The sequence below is a fragment of the Nonomuraea sp. NPDC003201 genome (genome assembly GCF_053590415.1).
In genome coordinates this window covers 1-1,011 of the sequence record NZ_JBSFTC010000792.1, presented here as the reverse complement: position 1 = coordinate 1,011, position 1,011 = coordinate 1, and the positions used below count along the sequence as shown (strand labels likewise).

Sequence of the window (1,011 nt, the reverse complement as noted above, 5' to 3'; positions counted from 1 at the left end):
TGACGTGATCTCAGCGAATTCCCGGCAGGTAATTGTGCTCGAAGTGGGTGAGGACAAGTGCTGCGCGGGCGATGTCGCCGATTCGGCTGGGGCTGACGGTGATGTGCTGGAGGGTCCGCCAGCGGCCTTTGAGCAGGGCGAAGCCGCGTTCGCCGAGACAGCGCAGGGCTCGTAGAAGCCGGTTGTAGGTGCGGTTGTCCGGGCTGAGGATCTGGTTTCCTTCGGGCTGCTTGATCGGCGTGTGGATGCCGATTCCGGCGCCGTCGTAGCCGCTGTCGGCGAGAGTGGGCAGGCCGGCTGCGGCTGCGGCGTACAGCGCGCCCAGCACGTGCGCGCGGGCGGCGGACAGGTCATGGACGGAGCCGGGCTCGACCTCGCCGATCCACAACGGCAGGCCGTCTGGTGCCGAGAGGGCTTGGAGGTTGCCGGCGTGCTGGTGGGCCTTGCCTGAGTACCAGGCGTCGATGGGTTCACCCTTGACGCTGATGGTCTGCTCGGCGCAGCGGTCGATGGGGATCAGGGTGCCGTCCAGGATCACGTAGGCCAGTCCTTCGGCGTGGGCGCGGTCCAGGGCTTCGGAAAGATCTGGTGCTTGAGCTGCGAGAACCTCGATTCCCTCGTGGATGTAGCGGTAGGCGGTGGCCCGAGAGACGCGGTGATCGCGGCCGAGCTTGGGGATGTCCTGCTCGCCGCGGAACCAGCGCACCACCATGACCGCTTGCCGGAAGGGGCTCAAGACTCGGCTGTCTTTCGGCGTGCCGCGCAGTCGGCGTTCTTCATGCAGGAGGCGGGCGACGTGCTGAACGAGTGCGCGGGAGACGTCGAGCGTGGCACGATGAGCAATCACGTGGAGCCTTCCGGCGGCTGGGATTTCTTGTGGTGAGAGCTCTTCTACCGGGGGCTCCACGTCTGTTTCCGGCCTTCGGCAACTCCTCCCGATAGGCCCGGAACGCCACCAGTGGCGTCCAAGAAATCCCAATTCGTCCGAACTATTTCGCTGAGATCACCTCA

General features: G+C 65.7%; 1 protein-coding gene. It reads right to left on the bottom strand.

What is annotated here, in order from left to right; translation table 11 throughout:
* Positions 1-10: 10 nt before the first annotated feature.
* Positions 11-847 (bottom strand): transposase family protein, encoded by an 837-nt coding sequence (locus tag ACWDX9_RS63685; RefSeq protein ID WP_449973511.1) that lies wholly within the window; start codon positions 845-847, stop codon positions 11-13.
* Positions 848-1,011 lie beyond the last annotated feature (164 nt).